Annotated in this window: 19 protein-coding genes; 10 read left to right on the top strand and 9 right to left on the bottom strand. The window is 31.9% G+C overall.

From position 1 onward, the window contains the following. Positions 1–83: 83 nt before the first annotated feature. Both QXQ25_02360 and QXQ25_02355 read right to left on the bottom strand, forming a co-directional pair. Positions 84–497: a DUF1634 domain-containing protein gene (locus QXQ25_02360; protein MEM0160549.1), complete on the bottom strand. Its 414-nt coding sequence runs from the start codon at positions 495–497 to the stop codon at positions 84–86. A 2-nt stretch (positions 498–499) separates the two neighbouring features. Then, positions 500–1,354, bottom strand: coding sequence for a sulfite exporter TauE/SafE family protein (locus QXQ25_02355; GenBank protein ID MEM0160548.1), 855 nt, complete (start codon positions 1,352–1,354; stop codon positions 500–502). A 341-nt stretch (positions 1,355–1,695) separates the two neighbouring features. On the opposite strand from QXQ25_02355, the gene QXQ25_02350 reads away from it, so the two are divergent. From QXQ25_02350 to endA, 4 genes are all read left to right on the top strand, one after another. Then, positions 1,696–2,322, top strand: coding sequence for a hypothetical protein (locus QXQ25_02350; GenBank protein MEM0160547.1), 627 nt, complete (start codon positions 1,696–1,698; stop codon positions 2,320–2,322). A 44-nt stretch (positions 2,323–2,366) separates the two neighbouring features. Further along, positions 2,367–2,732, top strand: a complete 366-nt coding sequence (locus QXQ25_02345; GenBank protein MEM0160546.1) for a DUF488 family protein — start codon at positions 2,367–2,369, stop codon at positions 2,730–2,732. A gap of 192 nt (positions 2,733–2,924) precedes the next feature. Beyond that, positions 2,925–3,458, top strand: a complete 534-nt coding sequence (locus tag QXQ25_02340; GenBank protein ID MEM0160545.1) for a hypothetical protein — start codon at positions 2,925–2,927, stop codon at positions 3,456–3,458. Further along, a complete protein-coding gene (endA, locus tag QXQ25_02335; GenBank protein ID MEM0160544.1) occupies positions 3,455–4,399 on the top strand; it encodes a tRNA-intron lyase in 945 nt (314 codons plus the stop codon). Before QXQ25_02340 ends, endA begins: the two co-directional genes overlap by 4 nt. On the opposite strand, the gene leuS is transcribed toward endA, so the two are convergent. After that, a complete protein-coding gene (gene leuS / locus QXQ25_02330; GenBank protein MEM0160543.1) occupies positions 4,400–7,174 on the bottom strand; it encodes a leucine--tRNA ligase in 2,775 nt (924 codons plus the stop codon). It lies immediately after the preceding gene. A gap of 267 nt (positions 7,175–7,441) precedes the next feature. Between leuS and QXQ25_02325 the strand changes: the two genes are divergently transcribed. Further along, entirely contained in the window at positions 7,442–8,101 is a 660-nt protein-coding gene (locus tag QXQ25_02325) for a diphthine--ammonia ligase (GenBank protein ID MEM0160542.1), read from the top strand. A 1-nt stretch (position 8,102) separates the two neighbouring features. On the opposite strand, the gene QXQ25_02320 is transcribed toward QXQ25_02325, so the two are convergent. Continuing rightward, positions 8,103–8,552 (bottom strand): hypothetical protein, encoded by a 450-nt coding sequence (locus QXQ25_02320; protein MEM0160541.1) that lies wholly within the window; start codon positions 8,550–8,552, stop codon positions 8,103–8,105. Between the two features lie 22 nt (positions 8,553–8,574). After that, a complete protein-coding gene (locus tag QXQ25_02315) occupies positions 8,575–9,825 on the bottom strand; it encodes a hydroxymethylglutaryl-CoA reductase, degradative (protein MEM0160540.1) in 1,251 nt (416 codons plus the stop codon). A 67-nt stretch (positions 9,826–9,892) separates the two neighbouring features. Here QXQ25_02315 and QXQ25_02310 point away from each other — a divergent pair, with 67 nt between their 5' ends. From QXQ25_02310 to QXQ25_02300, 3 genes are read left to right on the top strand one after another with little or no spacing between them, the layout of a single operon-like run. Continuing rightward, positions 9,893–10,390 (top strand): class I SAM-dependent methyltransferase, encoded by a 498-nt coding sequence (locus QXQ25_02310; protein MEM0160539.1) that lies wholly within the window; start codon positions 9,893–9,895, stop codon positions 10,388–10,390. Between the two features lie 26 nt (positions 10,391–10,416). Continuing rightward, positions 10,417–11,226 carry an Mrp/NBP35 family ATP-binding protein gene (locus QXQ25_02305; GenBank protein MEM0160538.1) on the top strand — a complete coding sequence of 270 codons (810 nt, stop codon included), beginning with the start codon at positions 10,417–10,419 and terminating at the stop codon, positions 11,224–11,226. A gap of 55 nt (positions 11,227–11,281) precedes the next feature. Next, the gene (locus QXQ25_02300; protein ID MEM0160537.1) at positions 11,282–12,013 is read left to right on the top strand and encodes a DNA polymerase sliding clamp; all 732 of its coding nucleotides are present in this window, start codon (positions 11,282–11,284) and stop codon (positions 12,011–12,013) included. A 1-nt stretch (position 12,014) separates the two neighbouring features. On the opposite strand, the gene QXQ25_02295 is transcribed toward QXQ25_02300, so the two are convergent. Continuing rightward, a complete protein-coding gene (locus tag QXQ25_02295) occupies positions 12,015–12,677 on the bottom strand; it encodes a glycosyltransferase family 2 protein (GenBank protein ID MEM0160536.1) in 663 nt (220 codons plus the stop codon). Continuing rightward, positions 12,674–13,459: a glycosyltransferase gene (locus tag QXQ25_02290; GenBank protein ID MEM0160535.1), complete on the bottom strand. Its 786-nt coding sequence runs from the start codon at positions 13,457–13,459 to the stop codon at positions 12,674–12,676. The genes QXQ25_02295 and QXQ25_02290 overlap by 4 nt, the downstream gene beginning before the upstream one ends. 663 nt (positions 13,460–14,122) lie before the next feature. Between QXQ25_02290 and QXQ25_02285 the strand changes: the two genes are divergently transcribed. Beyond that, positions 14,123–14,464 carry a cupin domain-containing protein gene (locus tag QXQ25_02285; GenBank protein MEM0160534.1) on the top strand — a complete coding sequence of 114 codons (342 nt, stop codon included), beginning with the start codon at positions 14,123–14,125 and terminating at the stop codon, positions 14,462–14,464. Between the two features lie 207 nt (positions 14,465–14,671). After that, a complete protein-coding gene (locus QXQ25_02280) occupies positions 14,672–15,583 on the top strand; it encodes a hypothetical protein (protein ID MEM0160533.1) in 912 nt (303 codons plus the stop codon). Between the two features lie 3 nt (positions 15,584–15,586). Here the strand turns inward: QXQ25_02280 and QXQ25_02275 are convergent, their stop codons facing one another. Together QXQ25_02275 and QXQ25_02270 are read right to left on the bottom strand one after the other, a co-directional pair. Next, a complete protein-coding gene (locus tag QXQ25_02275; protein ID MEM0160532.1) occupies positions 15,587–16,114 on the bottom strand; it encodes a winged helix-turn-helix transcriptional regulator in 528 nt (175 codons plus the stop codon). 344 nt (positions 16,115–16,458) lie between these two features. Further along, on the bottom strand, positions 16,459–17,046 hold the full coding sequence (locus QXQ25_02270; GenBank protein MEM0160531.1) for a hypothetical protein: 588 nt from the start codon (positions 17,044–17,046) through the stop codon (positions 16,459–16,461). Positions 17,047–17,114: the final 68 nt, after the last annotated feature.

Here is a 17,114-nt window from a genome sequence, read left to right as displayed (position 1 = left end):
ACTTATTTATATTTAAAATAATTTGAGATAAGCTCTAAAAATATTCGTATCTGAAATTAAATTCCTTGGCATTTTTGTTGGACTTACATTTTAATCAATGTAGGTAATATAATAGAAACTATGAGGAATATAAATACTACTGTGGATATCAATGTGAATAGTTTATCCTTTTCTTTTACGTAGATTCCAGTCTGAAGTAACACTCTGATAAAAGGACTTGCTATTAAAAACAAAATACCTAGCTGTATTATTGCGAAGGATTTTTCCTGTAATATTCCTGAAAAAACACTCAGAACAGATACAGGAAAAACATTTGTACCTTTTATCTGCCCCAGTAATAGGCAGATATTTGAGGAACCATATCCAGTACTGCAAAGTGTTATTAGTATTACTATTCCAGCAGTGATTACCATCGCAGACACTATAACGCTCCATTTCAAAAAAGAGCTCAAAACTTTTGCCTCAATTCTTTCCTCTTCTTTTATATTCACGTTCATTTTCATATACCTCCTATACCTTTTATTATCATGTCTACACCCATCGCAAACAAAATCGCCAAAAATATCACTCTTACAGTATTACTATTTATTTTCAACAAAATCCTGGCACCACCCACTGCTCCTATAAGAACTCCTATGGCCACAGGTGCGGCAATAAATGGATCTACATCTCCTCTCAAGAAATATATGCCTGCACTAGCCGCAGCAGTTATCCCTATCATAAAATTAGAGGTCGTGGTGGATACCTTGATAGGCAATTTCATGATCATATCTAGGCCAAGGACATTAAATGCTCCAGATCCTATACCCAGAAGTCCTGAAGCGATACCGGCAAAAAACATTACCAAGGATCCCTCTTTTACACGTTGAACTTTATATTTAATCTCTCTTTTTAACCTGGCATCATAATATTTAGAATGAAGTTTTAACTTATCTGCAAGTTTATCATCAACTACTACTGGATCCAAATTCTCTTTCTCTTTAATCTTTTTATACATTGCAAATATGGAAATAAACATAACTAAGCCAAACACCAAAAATAAATATTTTGGCTGAGTAAATCCTTCGATTACTGCGCCGATAATAGCCCCAGGGACAGTAAAAAGAACTAAAAAGGTGCCTATTCTTATATTTGATACTTTTTCTTTGACATAGGCGTATGCAGAACCGCTAGAAGTAGCTATCACCGCAATGATAGACGCTCCTATGGCATAATCAACATTAACATTTAGAAGTGCCGTTAAAAATGGTACAATTAATATTCCACCCCCTAAACCTGCCATAGCACCTAACATCCCTGCACAAACAGAAGTGATTAGTATCAATAAAAAATAGATCAACCCTATGCTGTACATAAATAAGATAATTGCAATTATCTATTTATAATTTTTTAAAATAGTAAAAAAATAATCGTTTTTAGATTTTTTATTAAATAATAAATTTTTAATTTAATATATTCATCATAAAAATTTTATTTTTGAAAATATTTAAATCATATATATCATACATTTCATTAATGTGTTTTTCATCTTTTATTTTTATGCTGTCCACTTTAAGTTAATATAAAAAGTAGAAAAAGATATTAAGGTCGCAATAATAATGAAATTTTGTATTAATAACATTATTTCATTCGATTGGTCTTTATAGATTTATGATCTACATAATGTTTATATATGATCAATCAGTATTGTTTTTTATGGACGACTATGAGGTTATAGAGCACGGCAAAAAGAAGGATAGTTATACTGAAAGATACACGATTGTAGCAATAAATTATAAAACACCATCTTATGCTAAAATAATATCCAGAGTAGATATTAAAAGAGGTACTATCATACAGATAGATGAGAAAGAGCATGTATTTTTAAATGGAGAAGAAATAGGGACAGTCATCGATTTTAAAACTGGAGACCAGATTAAAGTTGATACTGAGCACGATATAAAATATACTGGCGGCTATTCTATAGATGGTAAAACAGTTTTTCTGGACGAGCATTTTCCTAAGATCATTGAGGTGGATGGTAAGAAAGTAGACACGCGCATATCGATAGACAGACATCATGAGATTCCTGAAAAATGGTTATCTGATGACGCTTATGAATATCCATATGCTCATGAGATTGCGACTAAAATTGAGAAGGAGTATGTTGAATCACTTGGCGTGAAATGGGATGATTATTGCAGAGAAATTGACCGGCACTTAAGAGATGTGTATAAAAGAAAATTAAAAAATAGTCCCGAATCACTGGATCTTGCACCTTACTTATACTCTAGGGATAAAGAGGCATTAAAGGAGATAAGAGATAGCAAAGGAGATAAATAACATAAAAAATCTCAATATAAAGAATAAATAAAAATGGGTGGAACATGTCGGAAATAATAGTTTGTAGAGTTTATAGTTGCCAGAGAGACGGATATAGGATCCTGGTAGACAGGCTATGGCCAAGAGGAGTCAAAAAAGAGAATGTTAAATTAGATCTTTGGGCTAGAGGATTTGCGCCATCTGATTCTCTGAGAAAATGGTTTAACCATGATCCTGGAAAATGGGCTGAATTTTTGAGTAAATATGAGATTGAGCTTTTACACAATCCAGCATTTTCAGAATTTTTAAACAAGATTCTATCAAAAAAAGAGGATATCATTTTCTTATTTGGATCTAAAGAATTAACTTATAACAATGCAAATGCTCTAAAACAAATAATAGAAAAAATTGCGCGGTCAAAATCAGCATAGTTTTGATTTTTGCTATACTAACTTTTTAAATGTTGTAATATATATTTTATTAGAGTGAAACTCTGATTTCAAGCAAGCAAAATAAAATAAAAAACATAATCTTTAAAAAACCAACCTAGGTAATAATTTTATTCATTGAATAGAGTGCAATATTAGAAAAGTATTAAATATAAAATAACAATTAATGACCTGATGGCGGATAATATCATTACTTGGAAAATAATGTTTTTAGGCCCTAAAGGGGCTGGTAAAACTTCGATAATTAACAGGATAGTATATGATATATTTGCTGATGTTCCGAAAAAACTAGATAAGGGAGAATTCTTTCAAAAAAAGATGGATTGTGAAACTGTTGACGGGAAAATATTTTTGACATTATTAATTTCAGAGCAGGATTCTGATAATCTCTATTTACAGAAATTAAAAAACACAAAAGTTGGAATGATAGTAACTGATGTTACGAGTATAGAATCACTTCATGCAGCAGAAGAGATTGCAGATAAAATTATAAAAACGGTAGGAAACATAAATATTGTATTTTTAGGAAACAAATCTGACTCTAAATACCATTCTCTATTCTGGGAAGAAGATTTGAAAGCGCTAGCAAATAAATTTAAAGCTACTTATGCAATAGTTAGTGCTAAAAACGGGGATAATATTTTAAATACTTTAAAATGGATCTGTGAATCTATATACAATAAAGAAAGTAGGAAACTAATAGCATGACCACAGCATCTTTAAAAACTGACTTTATAATAATCACTAATAAGTCTGAGTCAAATAAATTATATAACAATGGCTTTTTAGGAACTTTTAATAAGAACAGGCTAAAATTATCATTAATAGAAGCATGTTATCTTCTAGAGAATAAAAAGTTAGAGCTAAAAGATAAAGATTTTATATCATTATTTCAGTATTCTGTTGCATTAGATCCAAGATTTGGAGCTGAGTATTATATATATCGTGATCTTAAAAACAAAGGGTATAAAATTAAGGTAAATAATACCTTTTTAGAAGTTTTGAAAAATGGCACAGTCCAGAGGGTCATAGCTTATGATTTAGGATCATTTGTAAAATTTGAAAAAATAGTGGAGCAAATTAATGAGTTTGGGAACCATATCATAGCAGTAATTGATGAGGATCTAGAGATCACATATTTTATGTTAAGCAACCCTGTTTTGAAAGGTGGTTTTAATAATAACATTAAAGATAGCTTATCTGGGACATTATTGGAGAAAAATGTAATATTAGAAAAGTCAAAAGAAATAGGTGCATTTGGTAAAAAGTCAGGGTTGCTTATTACTTTATCTTTATTAGAATCAGAATATCTTATAGAAAAAGGAATTTTAGTGTTGAATGGACTAAGCAATAACGAATTTTTTCATTATGCTAAAGAAAGAGATATTTTATTCGAGTTAAAGTATAAAGTGTACAAAAAAATGATGGATGATGGTTTATTTTTAAAGGCTGGATTTAAGTTTGGAGCAGATTTTAGAGCATATGGCAATAGCATAAAAGAACATGCAGAGTATCTCGTACATCTATTTTTCAGGGATGAAAAGATGGAAGATATTGCAAGAGGCGTAAGATTAGCGCACGGTGTAAATAAAAAACTGATACTTACGGATGGGAAAGAGTTTATACAGATTGACTGGTATCATCCATGATTATTCTATGTATATAGACGGTTTATTTGGAAGTGCATAATTTTTCTTGTTTTTAGGGTCATAATCACCGTTTATTACTAGCTTCAACCCGATCTCATTCTCAATGTATTTACTAGACTCTTTGAGCAGCTCAGGTTCGTCTATTTTCCTGTAACTTTTTAGTATGTTGCCGGAATAAAGTTTGTTTGCAAATAAAATATCTTCTTTGTTCTTAAGAGAACTCATAAGAATCTTTCTGTCTTCTTTCAAAGCAAGATCCAAGATATGTTGCCTGGCTTCGTTCAAAGTATATATATATACAGTATTTGATCTATTTTTTAGCAATTCTAATATATGCATAATGTCAGATAAAACAGATTCTACATATTCTACCTCATATTCTATATTTTTGTTTATTAATTTCTCGTTTGTTTCTGGGAAGAGCTGTAAAGATATGAAATTTTCATAGCCCAGCTTATGCCAGTATTCTTCGCATATATGAGGTATTACGGGAGACAAACTTATTAACCAATCTTCCATTATATTGCGTATTATTTTTCTTCTACTTTCTTTTCCTTTTCTTTTCTCGTAATATTTTATATCGATCATAAAATTGAAAAATATTTCTATGACCGCATCCCTGAACTTATATTGTGACATCTTTGCCTTTGCATCTTTCAGTTTAGAATAAAATCTAGATAATAGCCATAGATCTAACGAATCCATCTCTTTTATTTTATTTACTTCAACAGATTCATTAATAAGTTCTTCAAATCTTTCAAATTTTCTTTCTAACCCTTCAACTTCAGATTCTCTCCAGTCCATTTCACTATCTATATCTGTTGTAGATACGATATATAATCTATATAGATCGGCTGAATACTTATTTGATACTGAAGAGAGCGGCACCACATTTCCTTTAGATTTTGACATTTTAGCGCCTTCTCTTATTAGCACGCCAAGTATTCCTAATGCCTTAGGCCAGTAAACTTCTGGAAATATTGCAGCATGATTCATTATAAAAAATGTAAGATGATTGCTGATATGCGGAGTGCTTGTGACCCTGATATCGTTTGGATACCAGTATTTAAATGATTCTTTAATATTTTGCATCAATTCTGGTGCAACAGCTCCATCATACTCTGCATCCAAAAACAAGGATTCAAAAAATTCATAAGTGAGATCTTCGGGAGATATGTTATATTCTCTTATGTAATTGATTATGGTATATAAAACCATATATATCGTTGAGTCTGAAAGTGATTCAATAACCCAACCATCTTCAAATGGAAGATTTGTTCCTAATCCCCTTCTTCTGGCGCATGGTCTTTCTCTTAACCAATCAATTACTTCATTAAATTGTTGCTTATATTTTTCAGGATAAATATCCATCTTTGAAACTAAATTATGCGCCATGGTTTTTAACTTTTGATCTTTGTAGTCAATGAACCATTGCCCATGCACTATCGAAGCAATGACCTTATTGCCACCTCTGGTCATAGTTTTTCTGGACAGCTCGTAAAATAACATTGCATTTCCGGTTTCCAGTAGCCACTTCTGAACATTGTCTTTTATTTCAGAGATCTTCAACCCTTGAAATTGGCCACATTTTTCATTTAAAATGCCATTATAAAACTCATCTTTATAGATGATCTTCGTGGCTTCTTCCAGCTTTACATCATTTTGATCTTTAATATTCAGTTTTTTACATACTTCTTCGGCAGGGAACGTCTTATAATTTGGAAGATCAATTATTTTTATCGGTGTTATATTTAATTGCGCATAATTCTCGTTTTGCTTTAGATCTCTTAAAGCAATAAAGTCATAAGGTGCATGCGCAGGAACAGAGTATACTATGCCGGTTGCATTATCTGGGTCTACAAACTCTGCTGGCAATATTGGAACTGCTCTGTCAAGAATATCTAACTTTGCAGTTTTATCAATAAAATATGTGCCTTTTAATTTTTCTATGCTTTTCACATTTTCTATCTGATACTCTAGTTTTTCAAAAGCTTCTTTTGAAACAAAGTACAGCTTATCCGAGATGCGTACTTTAAAGTACTCTGAATTAGGATTAATCCATAGATTTGTTACCCCAAATACCGTTTCAGGTCTCAGGGTGCTGGCCAAAAGATATCCATCTTCAAAGCTGAATTTAATGCTTGTAAATTCAAGTATTGATACTTTGTCTGTATCTCCCTCCTTAATATCATCTTCTCCAACCGGATTCTGGTCTTTTATGCTAAATGTGATCGGATAATCTCCCTTCTTTATTAAATTTAAACTATAAAGCTTTTTAAATTGCCATTCTACAAATTTATTATATTGCTTTTCTGCAGTATGAAATTTTCTAGTCCAGTCAATAGATAATCCTAAACTTTTAAAATCTTCTTGAATTTTTTCAGCAAAATAAATTGCAACATTATATGGGGAAGCAAAATCATTTAAAATCTCTTTAATCTTTTCATCATCGTTTTCATATAGCTTCAAATATGATATATATAGATTTATTATTTCAGGATCTTTGTTTTTTATCATATCGGATATAGCGAGAATCGGAGTGCCAGAAACATGAAAGGCCATTGGAAACAAAACATTGTAACCCTGAGCCCGCTTAAACCTTGCAATTACATCTCCGACAGTATATGCTCTTCCATGCCCAATATGTAACGGGCCATTTGCATATGGATATGGGACAGTAATAAAAAACTTCTTTTTGTTTTTATCTAATTTAGGTTCAAATATCTTTTTAGAGTTCCATAGGTTCTGCCATTTCTTTTCAATATCACTATTCATCAGAACATATAAATTATCTTAACTAATAAATATTTTCTTGCACTAAAAATATTATCTATGCCAATCGGGTTATGCCAAAGTTCATTGAAAATCTTCAAGAGCCATTAAAAAAATCATCAAGTATCATTTGAAAACTGTTTCAATCAAGTAATTTTCGGAGAACCAATATATTATTGATAAACTTGAATTTTGAAAATAACTAAAGTGAATTAAAAAAGTCTTAATTAGGAAAATTTGATAAACACTTATCTTATATTGGAACTGTAAATGAAAGCGATCTCTCTATATTCTGGTGGGAAGGATAGCACTTTTGCGCTATATATGGCATTGCAACAGGGTATGAATATTGAAAAGCTTGTAGCTATACACCCAACAAACAAAGAATCAGTGATGTACCATGTGCCTAACATAGAGCATACTAAAACCATTGCAGAGGCTATTGGTATACCTCTGGACCTTTTTTACCTGAGCGATGATACAAATGATCTGGAAGAGATGCTTGGAAATTACGATGCGAAAATTGTGGTCAGCGGAGCAATAAAGTCAGAGTTTCAAAAAACTAAACTTGAACGAATTTGTACAAATCTAAATAAGATCTCTTATACTCCTCTATGGTATAAGGATGAGCGGTTACTAATCGAAGAGATAATAAAATCAGGATTTGAGGCATACATTTCGTCAGTTTCTGCAGAAGGGTTGGATATGGAGTTTTTAGGTGCTAAGTTTGATATGCAGCTATTGTCCAAGCTTGTTGAACTGAACAAAAAATACAGGATTAATATCTCTGGGGAGGGTGGAGAATATGAAAGCATTGTCCTTAATGCTCCGTTCTTTAAAAAAAGATTGATTGTGAAAGAATACACAAAAGAATGGTATGGAAGCTCCGGCATATTTAATATAAAAAAGTTAGAGATCTTAAAAGATTAGATTATTGAGGTCTCAATTTTGCAATATTTCTAATTAAATAATCATATTTTATATATGCTACAAGCAATAATATTGCGGCGATAAGATATATTATTACGATCAAGTTCCTGAATGATATCATAGCGAATATGAATGTTAAGATCATATAGATCATAGTTTTGTCTTTCGCATGTACATAATTACCCTTACTGATCAAAGGTGGAATGATATTTAAGCAGTTGTATCCAATGTATAGCACAATTGCAGACACTATCAGTTCCAACAATCCAGAAAAAAATACAGAAAAACCGGCAAAGAAGGAAAAAAGAGTTGTAAATATGCTACTTATCAATGTGAGAATGCTAAATATTATGCCTATTATCCCAAATATTATCAAAATATATCCCACAATCTTTGTTATCGATTTTATTGTCTCTATATCCGAACTAATGTAACTCTCTGGCTGATTCATACTCTCTGGATACATTTTTTCATCATTCTCTGATTTGGGCCAGTATTTCTTTGGCTATGTCTACCCTTATCTTTTTTCTCTGTATCATTGCCTGTGTTACCTTTTCGATCTCCTCACCCTTGGCTCCCGCCATAATTGCAATGTTGCGAGCATGTAGGCCCATATGCCCTCTCTGTATTCCCTCAGTTGCAAGTGCCCTTATCGCTGCAAAGTTTTGAGCCAGCCCCACACTGGCCAATACCTCTGAAAATTCCTGTGCTGTGTTCACATTGAGGATCTTTCTTGCAATCTTTGCTTTTGGATTCGAAGAAGTGGCACCTCCAATCACCCCTATGGCTATAGGAAGCTCAATAGTTCCAATCAGATCCCCATCCTCTGATGTTTCCCATTTTGTCAGCGAGTCATATCCTTTAAGCGCTGCATAGGCATGTGCTCCAGCCTCTACAGCTCTCCAATCATTTGAGGTTGCCACTATCACAGCATCTATCCCATTCATAATACCCTTATTATGTGTAGCGGCTCTGAAAGGATCGATCTCTGCAAAGTGGTAAGCACTTATTATGCCTTCTATTGCATTATCTCCCAGCTCTTGCCTTGCAAATAAGGCTTTTGCCCTAGCCAGTCTGTAAACAGCCAGATTGCTGAGTATCCTGAGATACACTTTACCGCCAGTTATTGACTCTAAATATGGTGCTACAGCCTCTGCCATTGTGTTAACGGCATTGGCACCCATCGCATCTCTTACATCCACGATCAGATGAACTATGACCATTGTTCCAACCGCGGAATCCAGTATTCTCACTTCTATATTTTTTGCACCACCACCCAGACTAAGAAGCATGGGATCCTGCTCATTCGCTATTTTGATAATCTCTTCTTTGTGTCTTATAACTTCAAATTTTGCAGAATAAGGGTCTTTAAGCTTTACAAGCTGAATCTGACCAATCATCAATGGTTCAGTAGCAGTTGCCTTAAAGCCACCTTTTACCCTGGCAAGCTTTGCAGCATTGCTGGCTGCTGCAACTACACTCGGCTCTTCTATCGCCATGGGTATCAAATACTCTTTTTCATTGATCAAAAAATTTGTAGCAATGCCTACCGGTATCTCAGTTAGGCCAACCACATTTTCAATCATTCTGTTTGCAACTTCAAGGTCCATAGTAGAACTGAATATTTTTAAATCTTCATCTGTGAGGTTCGCAAAATCTCTCAGTATCTTTAGTCGATCTGTTATCGATAAATTATAAAATCCAGAGATTTTAGAGGTTTTCATTTTAATGAATCACCCTGTCGCTATTAACACATCAAATATTATATACTTTGTCGTTATTTTTATATTTATGTTTCATAAAAGAGAGTCTTTGTTCGATGAAAATGAAATACTGGATTTTTTAGAAGTCAGTGAGAATATGAGCATTTTAGATGCCGGCTGTGGAGATGGTTTTTACACAAAAATGTTTGTAAAGAGATCGAAAAATGTAACCGCTATAGATTTATACAGCGATTTTTTTGAAGAGCTCAATAGCCTTGGTGTTAAAACATATAAAGCAGACATCTGCACTTTTGATCTTGGAACTTATGATCTTATTTTTCTTGCAAATGTATTTCATGACCTAGATTGTCAGGATAAGGTATTTGAAAAACTTTATAAGATATGTAATAACAGAGTGGCAATACTGGATTTTAAGTTAGATACTCCGTTTGGCCCTCCAGAAAGAATAAGGATCCCTAAAGAAAAGATGATCAATATGTTTGAAGGCAATAAATTTAAGTTGATTAAAGAAAAAGATCTGAAGTATCATTATTTTCTGATATTTAAAAAAGTTAATATAAGATAAAGCAATTCTCAGTTAGGTGAAGATATATGGTAGCAGATCTTTCAAAAATAAAGCCTATTTTACAGCAAACTGATAAGATGCAACAAAAAATGAAAGGTATTAAACATAAGCTTATGGTGATGAGTGGTAAAGGAGGAGTTGGTAAAACCACAGTTGCTGTAAACCTTGCAGTAGCACTGTCTAATAGAGGATATAAAGTTGGAATTTTAGATGCAGATATGCATGGCCCAAATGTCCCAAAAATGTTAGGCATACCTTCAACTACAAAACTGTATGGTTCAGATGAAGGCATTGATCCTATTTCTGTCTCTTCAACTCTAAAAATGGTCTCTATTGAATTAATACTACCCGACTCAGATACTCCAGTGATATGGAGAGGTTCATTAAAGCATAAGGCAATACAACAATTTTTAGAAGATGTAAACTGGGGCGAGTTAGATTATCTTATTGTTGATTTACCGCCGGGAACTGGCGACGAGCCGTTGAGTGTAGTGCAGTTGATAAAAGATGTAGACGGGGTCATAATAGTAATAACACCTCAGGAAGTAGCGTTAATAGATGCCAAAAAAGCAATCAATTTTGCAAGGCAGGTTAATGTAAAGGTTGTAGGATTAATAGAAAATATGAGCGGAGATGTGTTTGGAATAGGCGGTGGAGAGAAAGCGGCCAAGGATTTTAGCGTACCATTTTTAGGCAGAGTGCCGTTGAACAAGAAGATTGTAGAGTCTGGAGATAAAGGTATTCCGTTTATATTAGAACCTGTTGAAACAGACTATGTAAAAGAATTCAATACAATAACAGATAAGCTATTGAATAATATAGAAAATAAAAACTGAATACATGCAAAATTTTATTAATTTGTAAGTAAATACAGTTTTGTGGGAGTTCATTATGGAACTTAAAATGAGGATTAAAGATTTAAGAGACGTCGTAAACATGCTTTTGACCTTGGTTACTGAAGCTAAATTTGAATTTGCAGAAAAAGGTTTGGACGTTAAATGTGTTGATAGTGCTCATGTAGCTATGATAGTAGTAAACCTCGGAAAAGAGGCTTTCATAGAGTATAACTTTGAAGAAGATATCAGCATAGGCATAGATCTGGATAAAATTAAGGATTTCTTGAAACTTGCAGCACCTGACGACATTGTGTCTTTGAAATTAGATGATCGTAAGATTACATTTTCAGTCAGGAACTTAACAAGAAGTATGACAACAATTGATCCTTCAAATATCACATCTCCAAAAATTCCCTCACTAGGCTTACCGGCGAAAGTGACAGTATCTTCATCTCAGTTTGCTGAAGGATTGAGAGCGGGTGAAGCAGTTTCAGATAATATTACACTATACCTAACACCGAATGAGCTTGAGATTTATACTTCATCAGAAGAAGACACCTCAAAGATGGTTATCCCGAAAGATCTTTTGAAAGATTTACAATGCCAGGAAGAGGTTAAAAGTCTTTATCCTATAGACTATCTATTGAAATTTATAAGAGCGGTAGATTTTTCTGAGGATGTAACGATAAATTTAGGAAAAGATTACCCTGTAAAAATAGAGTTTACATTCAAGGACAATAAAGGAAATGGATTATTTTTGCTGGCTCCGAGAATTGAAGGTGATTAATCTATCCTGTAAACCTTTTTTTTATTAAAAACAATAGATTTAGTATCCCATCTCTAAATGTATTTAACTTTTTTTGACCTTTTCTAATGCCGTATTTAATAGGAATCTCAATAAATTTACCATTTTTTAAGGCCTCTACTTTAATTTCTTCAGAAAATGCCATTCCATCCGCATTTAAATTCATTTTTTTAAGCAATGATTTTTTAAATATCCACATTCCTGACTGGGAATCTTTTATTTTATGGAAATAAAGCATTAAAAACGCAAAATTCAAAATAGCATTTCCAAGCCTATGTGTTTTATCCATCTCTTCTAGACCACTCAATTTTGTAATTCGATCACAAGAAATAAAATCTACATCGTGAGAACGTAGATACTCTATCAAGACAGGTATCTCAGTAACAGGATATGTATCATCTCCGTCCAAAGTTACTATTATATCTCCATTTACCACAGAAAAACCAGTTTTATATGCTCTTCCATATCCCTTTCTCTCTTCTCTGATTATCTTAGCACCCAAGGAATTGGCAATTTCAGGGGTTTTATCTGAGGAGCTATCTACCACTATTATTTCATATTCTTCATTCATCTCTTTATGAATCTCGCTGATTACTAACCCTATACTTTTCTCTTCGTTTCTGGTAGGGATTACTATTGAGATCACTTAAATCCACCTTTTTTCACTTTACAATATAAATATCCAAGCATTGCTATAGCCAACCTAGATAACGGCACTAATTTAAAAGTTTTATTGTTGAACATTTTTTTTAAGTTATAGTTTCTCCATAAATTGCCATGTTTTAACGTAAGCTGTTTTCTACCATAACCGTTCCAAAACGCCTGTTTATAAAAAGAAATATAATTATCTCTGGTCTTGTTATATACAATTGCTCTTTCATCATAGTATAATTTTTTATTTTCATCGACTGCCCTAAAATTCAGGTCAATATCTTCGGCTGTAATAAATACCGGGTCAAAACCACCAATCTTTAAAAATAAGGATTTTTTATAACCTAAGTTACAGCTTGGAAAAGTAAGATCCACATTTTTATAATATAGTTTGACTCTCTCTAACTCTGCAAATTTTTTGTTTCCAGTCAAAATGGTATTTCCAGCAACTATTTCTTCCCCTTTTTCAAAATCTTCTCGTATATATTTTAGCCACAACGGATCTAAAATTACGTCTCCGTCTGTGAATATAACATAATCTGAACTTGAATTTGCTACTCCTATATTCCGTCCCTCTCCTCTGCTGCATTTTTTCTGGATTAGCTTTATATTATCATATCTTTCTGCATATTTTTTAATTACTTCTGTTGTCTTATCTGTGCTCATAGAATCTACTATAATAAGTTCCCAGGGAGGCTCTTGTAAAAGAGCAGATTCTATAAAATTTAAAATATTTTCTTCTTCGTTTTTAACGGTTGTGATTATAGATAATTTCACAGATATGTGAATTTAATAGTATATTATAATTTTTGCGTGAAATTCCTGGACACTGTTGATTTGCAACAATATTTATCTTTGTTTTATTGATCTATCCCCCTGCAGATATTGAATCACTTATTTTGTCATTAATGATTAAGTTAAGTTTTTCGTTAACTATGTTAACATCATTTAGAAGTTATCTCTTTCTTATGCTTAAATTTCGGGGGAAGTAAGTTTCTTTAAGATCTTGGAGATATCATTATGTGACATTTTTATTGATCTCTCTTTTAAATAATGCTCTATTGCCAGAGGTCCGCAGTTGGATATTTAAATCTTATAATAAGGACGGTCTTTTTTTGATCTTCTGATGTTTTATCTTTCTACATGGTTACTTTACTACTATTTTTCCACGTTTCTTGTATTTTTCATAGAGTATATTCAAAAATCTTATTTTACCTTTTCAATCTCTGTAGTGATAACGCTCTGAAATCTGTGCTTAATGATACAGACGATCTTACGTGAATTAAATTTGACCGTTAATTTATGGGAACATTGCTAGATCTAAATAATGATCTATCTATAGAAAATCATTTTAGATATCAAAATTTGAAATGAAAAGAGATAATATAAAATAGTAAATTGTATTTTAAATAAAATAGAAAGATATGGTCGTGAGTAAAGATGTATTCTAAAAATATTATTGACATTGAATCAAATGAAGTAGATATGGATGGAGCTAAAAATGCATATATTCAGTGGTTAATAACTAAGAAAGATGGGGCCAATACTTTTGCACTAAGGAGATTTGTACTTAAAAAAGGTGGATATATCCCTCCTCATCAACATCCATGGGAGCATGAAATATATATATTAAAAGGAAAAGGTACAGTTGCTGCAGGTAATGTTCAAAAAGATCTTAAAGAGGGAGATTTTGCATATATAGAACCCGACGTAGTTCACTGGTATAAAAACAATGACGATGGTGAATGGATATTTTTATGTGCAATTCCCTACAAAGAATAATTCCATTTGCAAATTTTGAAATCGGAGAGTTGTTAAAAATTGTACCATAAAGAGTATATATTGAAAATTTGATATCTTTCTAATGATTAAAAGAAGTCATAGGTTACTAAAATTTTACACTGATCATCATCCATCTTTTTTAAATTTAAGAGAGGTGGGATTATCCTGAATAAGCTTTTAATCGTATTGATAATATCTTTATTTATTGTGCCAGCATCGGTAAATGGCGCTGTTACCAACACTAATTCACAAAATATTGTGATAAATGCAACAAACTTCCAAATATTAATTTCTAAAAATATTCCAGAAATATCTGTTGTTTCAGACTCCAGTAATTATTCGATCACTTATACTGATATTTTACTGATGCAGAACAATAATCAAATAACTATGGATCGTTCATTATCTGGCTTATGGAAAATTTCTCAGATAAACAGCACGAATCAGCAATATGGTAAATATATTGAGATTATAATGAACAAATTATTGGAAATAAATGATTCCAGCAGTTTCAATATTACTTTTCAGTTTTTAATAGCAAGCAAACCATACAATAAAACTATCTCAAGCTTTACTGGTTTATATACTATCCCAGTAAACAATAGTACCTTAAACATTAATATACTAATAAATCAATCAGGGCAGATAAAAGCAAAGTACATTGTATTAAAACAGCAGTATTCAGGTTTTGAAAAAGGTCTCAAATGTGGGTATATGCAAAACAGAAATAAAATCTGGAGCAATGTAACTGGAAAGACCTCTTTATCAATATTTTCAGGAACTGAGGATTATATGTCTGTAGGGTTAGTTAATGAAAAAAATATTATAAATACCTATGGTTGGAGCAATTATCTATCCGGCAATGAAGCCCAAAATTTTAGCACATATTACAGTTTCAACAATAGTATATTAAACATATTTTTCTTTTATCCAAGCGTTTCTAGTATTGCACATGACCCAGAACTAAATTTGCCAGGATCCATTTTTAGTACAATTCATGCTGTTCTAAGCCAAGCTAGACAATTTATTCTGGATAATATTTACTCTTTAGTTACAGGAATGTTTATTGCAATAGTTATAATATCTATCGGATTTATAAGCATAAGAAAAAAAGATTAAGCACTATTTATCTGACAGCCACAAATCTACAAAAGAGTCTATAAGTTTGTCTATAAAGGTTCTCCTGTACCTAATAAGCACATTTGCTATTTTCTCTGGAGACTTGGAAAAATAGAGTTTTTCATCATTTTCTATTTTATACTCTATGATATTATAGTTCAATAATTTTTTTAGATAATATGCTAAAGATGCATTAGTAAGCTTTAGTTCTTTATTTATATCTTTAGCAGAAACTAATTTTTTTTCAAGTAAAATTATAACTATTCTTCTTGGTATATCCTGCCTTAATATCCCTAATATGTATCTCTCTTCGGGAGAATGGGTATTACTAGCATAATATCTCCGATATTTTCCATCGATCTTAGATACTATCAATTCAGATTTTTCAAGATTATGTAAATGATATTCAAGCACACCTATCTGTATATTTGTAATTCTAGACAATTCTCTAAAATGTATGCCTGGATTGTTAACTATGGTTTCGTAAATTTTCCTCTGGTATTCAAGTTCAAATCCCAACTTTATATTCACCTTTTAACAATTAGCATATACAAGATAAAAAGTATTAAAACATCAATAAGTGCATATAAATAAAGCGGTAGATTTATAGCACCAAAAATAGATATAAAATAGATGATAGGCTTTAATAAAAACATAGAAAATAAAATAATTGCAAAAATAAATATTTTTGACCGAACTCTAATAAATGAAGCAACAGACAGCACTAAAAAAAGAGAACCGAATACCAATATTATAGCCATTAAAATCGCATCTATATTCATTATAATTTCACCTGATCTTAATTAATTATTTTTATATAATTAACCTTTCTGTATTTTATAAATAGAAATATAAAAAATTAAAATAGTTTGTTCCTAGAATTTTTTAAATACATAGTGCAATATTATCACTACGGCAATAAGCGAAATTATTACAATCTCTGGATAATACTGTGAAATATTGCTGCTCTTAATTAGAGAAGTTGAAGGTAATCCTGGTAAAATTCCAAGATCCAATGCTTGTCCGTTTGTATAAGGTGCATTAACTGACGGAAGAGGTCTTACAGCTAATAAAGCATCGACAATAGTAGCATTTGTAACATTGCTATATCTTTCCAGTGCAAAAATAAATTCAGCACCGAAGGGGTTCAAGCCTCTTAAACTATAGTCAAAAAATATGTAGTTAGACTCGTTTGTTGTAGACCAATTAAACTTAGCAATTTGTCTATCATAAAAAATAAACGGCATTATGTAATTTTTCCAATACGAGCTAGTGAGCGAATATGTCTTTCCATTTATAAGATGAATTGTAATATTAGGATATGAAATATTGCTATTCACAGAGGTCACAGAATAAGGTGTATCAATATTTACCGGTGCAGCGGCTGAAGTAAATGTAGCTATGTTTACCACGATAAACAGAGCAATTATTAAAGTAACTAAGGCAGCTTTAATTGATAACATAGACCCTAAAATCAGTTGCTACTATTAATAATTTACTGTAACTTATGGCAAAGGTCCTTTAAATAAAA

The sequence above is a fragment of the Thermoplasmata archaeon genome (assembly GCA_038729465.1).
In the GTDB taxonomy this organism is placed as follows: Archaea; Thermoplasmatota; Thermoplasmata; order Thermoplasmatales; family ARK-15; genus JAVRLB01.
Note: the sequence above shows the minus strand (reverse complement) of the source record. Positions and strands in the feature narration are given on the sequence as shown.